The 3,724-nt window shown below is 65.9% G+C and carries 4 protein-coding genes; 2 read left to right on the top strand and 2 right to left on the bottom strand.

Going from position 1 to position 3,724, the window contains the following annotated elements:
- The first annotated feature begins 308 nt into the window (after positions 1–308).
- Complete coding sequence (locus EN780_RS29515) at positions 309–1,103, top strand: SDR family oxidoreductase (protein ID WP_128276056.1); 795 nt, start codon at positions 309–311, stop codon at positions 1,101–1,103.
- A gap of 83 nt (positions 1,104–1,186) precedes the next feature.
- Here the strand turns inward: EN780_RS29515 and EN780_RS29510 are convergent, their stop codons facing one another.
- Entirely contained in the window at positions 1,187–1,786 is a 600-nt protein-coding gene (locus tag EN780_RS29510; RefSeq protein WP_128276055.1) for a LysE family translocator, read from the bottom strand.
- Between the two features lie 57 nt (positions 1,787–1,843).
- Between EN780_RS29510 and EN780_RS29505 the strand changes: the two genes are divergently transcribed.
- Positions 1,844–2,752 (top strand): LysR family transcriptional regulator, encoded by a 909-nt coding sequence (locus tag EN780_RS29505; protein ID WP_189556836.1) that lies wholly within the window; start codon positions 1,844–1,846, stop codon positions 2,750–2,752.
- 250 nt (positions 2,753–3,002) lie between these two features.
- Here EN780_RS29505 and EN780_RS29500 read toward each other — a convergent pair whose 3' ends face one another.
- Positions 3,003–3,653: a dihydrofolate reductase family protein gene (locus EN780_RS29500; protein WP_128276053.1), complete on the bottom strand. Its 651-nt coding sequence runs from the start codon at positions 3,651–3,653 to the stop codon at positions 3,003–3,005.
- Positions 3,654–3,724: the final 71 nt, after the last annotated feature.

Here is a 3,724-nt window from a genome sequence, read left to right as displayed (position 1 = left end):
CCCTTCAGGCCCGATGGCGCCAGCGCGTCATCGTAGAAGCGGCCGAGGCTGCGCGCGGCACGCCGCAGCGTGGCGTTGTTGCAGCGGCTGAATCCTGGCTTCTGGGCTTCGGTCATGTTCGCTCCTTGGCGGCGAAAAGCTGCGCCGGCCTGCCGCAAAAATAGTTTTTGCCGCCGCCGTTGACAAGATAGTGGCATATACCTATTTCGGCAAAAGTGGCATATGCCACTAATTGAAATCGGAGGTTATCGGCGGGTGACGTGGTCGTCGTCGCCGAACCGAAGCGAAGCGAACAAAGGAGCAGGACAATGAGCACAAAGGACAACAAGGGCACGGCCGTGATCACCGGCGCCTCGTCGGGCATCGGCGCGGTCTATGCCGACCGGCTGGCCGGGCAGGGCTACGATCTGGTGCTGGTGGCGCGGCGCGCCGACCGGCTGCAGGAGGTGGCGGACAGGCTGGCCTATGCCTATGGCCGCAAGGTCACGACGATCGTCGCCGATCTCGCCGACGATGCCGACCTGCGCCGGGTCGAGCAGGCGATCGCGACGGACGAGAGCGTGAAGCTGCTGGTCAACAATGCCGGCATGGGCGGCATCGAGACGGTCGCCGACGCCGATGCCGACGCGGCCGAGAGCATGATCAAGGTCAATGTCGTTGCCTTGACGCGTTTGACCCGCGCGGCGCTGCCGGGGCTGCTGGCGCGCAATCGCGGCGCCATCGTCAACATCGCCTCGGTGGTCGCCTACGGCATCGCGGTTGGCGGCATCTACAGCGGCACCAAGGCCTATGTCGTCAACTTCACCGAAGCGCTGCAGAAGGAGGTCGCCGGAACCGCGGTGAGGGCGCAGGTCGTGCTGCCGGGACCGATCCGCACCGAGTTCTGGGACGCCTCCGGGATCAGCCTCGACAGGATCAACCAGGACTGGGTGATGAGCGCCGACGACCTGGTCGACGCCGCCCTTGCCGGCCTTGCCCAGGGCGAGACCGTCACCGCGCCCGGACTTGCCGATCCTGCCGGTCTGGACACCTATCTCGGCGCGCGGGACCAGTTCTACGGCAGCCTGTTTGCCGGCAAGCCGGCGACGCGCTACGCGGTCTAAGTCCCAGTCGTCTGGCGGCCAGCCAAAGCGTTGTTTTGCGCAACTCCGGACGGAAAACCGCTGCGCGCGTTTCCTGGAATTGCTTAGACTGGCCGCCACATCTGCAGGATCGAGGCGGCCAGCAGCAGGCCAAGCACGACGTTGAGCGCGCGCCACTGCCGCTCGGTCTTGAGCAGCCGGGCGAGCAGCGTGCCGGCCACGCACCACAGCGACAGCGAGAACGCCGCGGCAAGGCCGAACACCGCGCCGAGCAGCAGCGCGAGCCGCAAGGGTCCGTCGGCAAGCGCTGCGAAGGATGCGGCGGCGCCCAGCCCCATCGCCCAGCCCTTGGGGTTCATCCACTGAATGCCGGCGCCGCCGAAAAAGCTGTTCGGCCTGGCCATGGACACGTCGAGATTGGGCGGGCCGCTGCGGCCGATCTTGACTGCCAGCCAGATCAGATAGAGCGAACCCGCGATCTTCATCGCCAGCTGCAAGGACGGCACGGCGGCGAGCAGCCCGGCAAGCCCGGCCGCACCGGTCGCCGCCACCGTGGCCAGGCCGGCGGCGCTGCCGGCCATCAGCGGCACGGAGCGGCGAAAGCCGAACTGCGCGCCGGAGGCCGTCGACAGCGTCGTGGCGATGCCGGGCGTCGAGGTGGAGATGAGCGCGAACAGCACGAGGGGAAGGAGGGTTTCGGGCATGCAGGCTCCTTGCGCGGGAACTTGCATGCTAAAGCGCGCTTGGCATCAGTAAATGCAATGTTTGATATGACTTGCATTAGCATCTATAATGCAAAAGTGATCCGCAATCTCGACACCGCGTTGATCCGAACCTTCGTCACCGTCGCCGACAGGGCCAGCATGACGGCGGCGGCCAATGCGCTCAACCTGACGCAAGGCGCCGTCAGCCAGCAAATCAAGCGGCTGGAGGACGTTCTTAGCTGCAGCCTGTTCGAGCGTGACCGGCGCGGCTTGCGGCTGACCCGCGCCGGCGAGCGGCTGTTCGGCAAGGGCAAGCGCCTGCTCTCGCTCAACGACGAGATCTGGGCCGAGATGGCCGGCAGCGCAGTCGCGGGCAGGGTACGACTCGGCGTGCCTTACGACCTTGTCGGCACTTTGCTTGCGCCGGTGCTGAAAGCTTACGCCGAAGCCCATCCGCAGGTCGAGATTTCGCTGGTCTGCGCGTCCTCGCCGGAGCTTGCGACGGCGCTTGCGGCCGGCACGATCGATCTCGCCATCATCGAGGAACGAGCCGGCCCCACCGCCGGCGAATGCCTGCTCGTCGACCGACTGGTCTGGGTCGGAGCGAGAGGCGGCTCGGCACGCCTGAAGCGCCCGCTGCCGGTGTCGATGGTGGCCGACACCTGCGCGTTTCGTCCGTCAGTGCTCGCTGCCCTCGGCGCGCATGGGCTCGACTGGCGCACTGTGTTCGAGAACGGCAACATCGATGCCACGACCGCTACGGTCCGTTCGGACCTTGCCGTCACCACCTGGCTGGCATCGACCGTGCCCGCCGATCTCGACATCCTGTCGTCCGGTCCGGACCTTCCGGCGTTGCCGAGTTTCGCCATCAACCTGCATCTGCCGAAGCATGGCATCGAGCCCGCTGCGCGAGAGTTTGCGCGATACATCCGCGATGGGCTCGTGCGGCGGCCGGTGGCCGCTTGAGCCCGAGCAGAACTTGGGTTCCTCTCCCCCGTCGATCGGGGGAGAGGTGTCGAGCGAAGCTCGACGGAGTGGGGGTCGACCTGGGCTCGGGCGTTGTTACTTCAAGCCGGCGCCTCGCCCTTATTGAAGCGCCGCCGCGAGTTGTCAGCGAGGGTGCATTTGAGGAGCGTCTTCCCCCACTCCGTCGCTGCTCCGCAGCGCCACCTCTCCCCCCTCCGGAGGGAGAGGAAAGGTGCCAATGCCCGCCCCGCTACTTCCAGTTCCTGCGCCGCTCGAGCTCGGCATCCGACGGCTTGTCCTGAGCAAAGGAGCCAGTGCGGATCTCGCCGCCGCGCTCATAGGTCGCCATGATGACGCCGGTGGTGGTGGCCTGTGACTTGACGAGCTTGAAGGCGGCCGGCATCGCATTGTCACCGAACAGCCGCTTGCCCTTGCCCAGCAGCATCGGGAAGGTCATCAGCTTGATCTCATCGATCAGCCCGTTGGCGAGCAGCGTCTGGATCAGGTTGCCCGATCCCTGGATGAGCAGGTCGGGTCCGTCTTCCTGCTTGAGCTGCCTGAGCCTTGCGACGACATCGGACCCAAGCGGCTCGGTGTTTTCCCAGGTCAGCGAATCCGGGCGGTGCGTCGCCACATATTTGGTCGCAGGGTTGAAGGCATCCGCGATCTGATCCTTCTGGTACGGCCAATAGGCGGCGAAGATGTCGTACGTTCGGCGGCCGAGCAGCAGGGCGAAGGGTTTGGAAAACAGTTCCTCCATGGCCACGCCCGCCACCTCGTCGAAATAGTGGAATGTCCAGCCGCCGAACTTGAAGCCGCCAACCGGATCCTCTTCCGGACCGCCGGGCGCCTGCATGACGCCGTCGAGGCTGACGAATGTGGCAGCGATGATCTTCCTCATTGGAACTCTCCCTTTTCGTGATCCGCGCCGTGGGGGCCGGATTTTGGCCAAGAGCGGCTCGGCGTTTCATG

It is taken from the genome of Mesorhizobium sp. M4B.F.Ca.ET.089.01.1.1, from assembly GCF_004022605.1.
Taxonomy (GTDB): domain Bacteria; phylum Pseudomonadota; class Alphaproteobacteria; order Rhizobiales; family Rhizobiaceae; genus Mesorhizobium; species Mesorhizobium abyssinicae.
The sequence above is the reverse complement of the archived record's forward strand: the minus strand, read 5'-3'. Positions and strand labels throughout refer to the sequence as shown.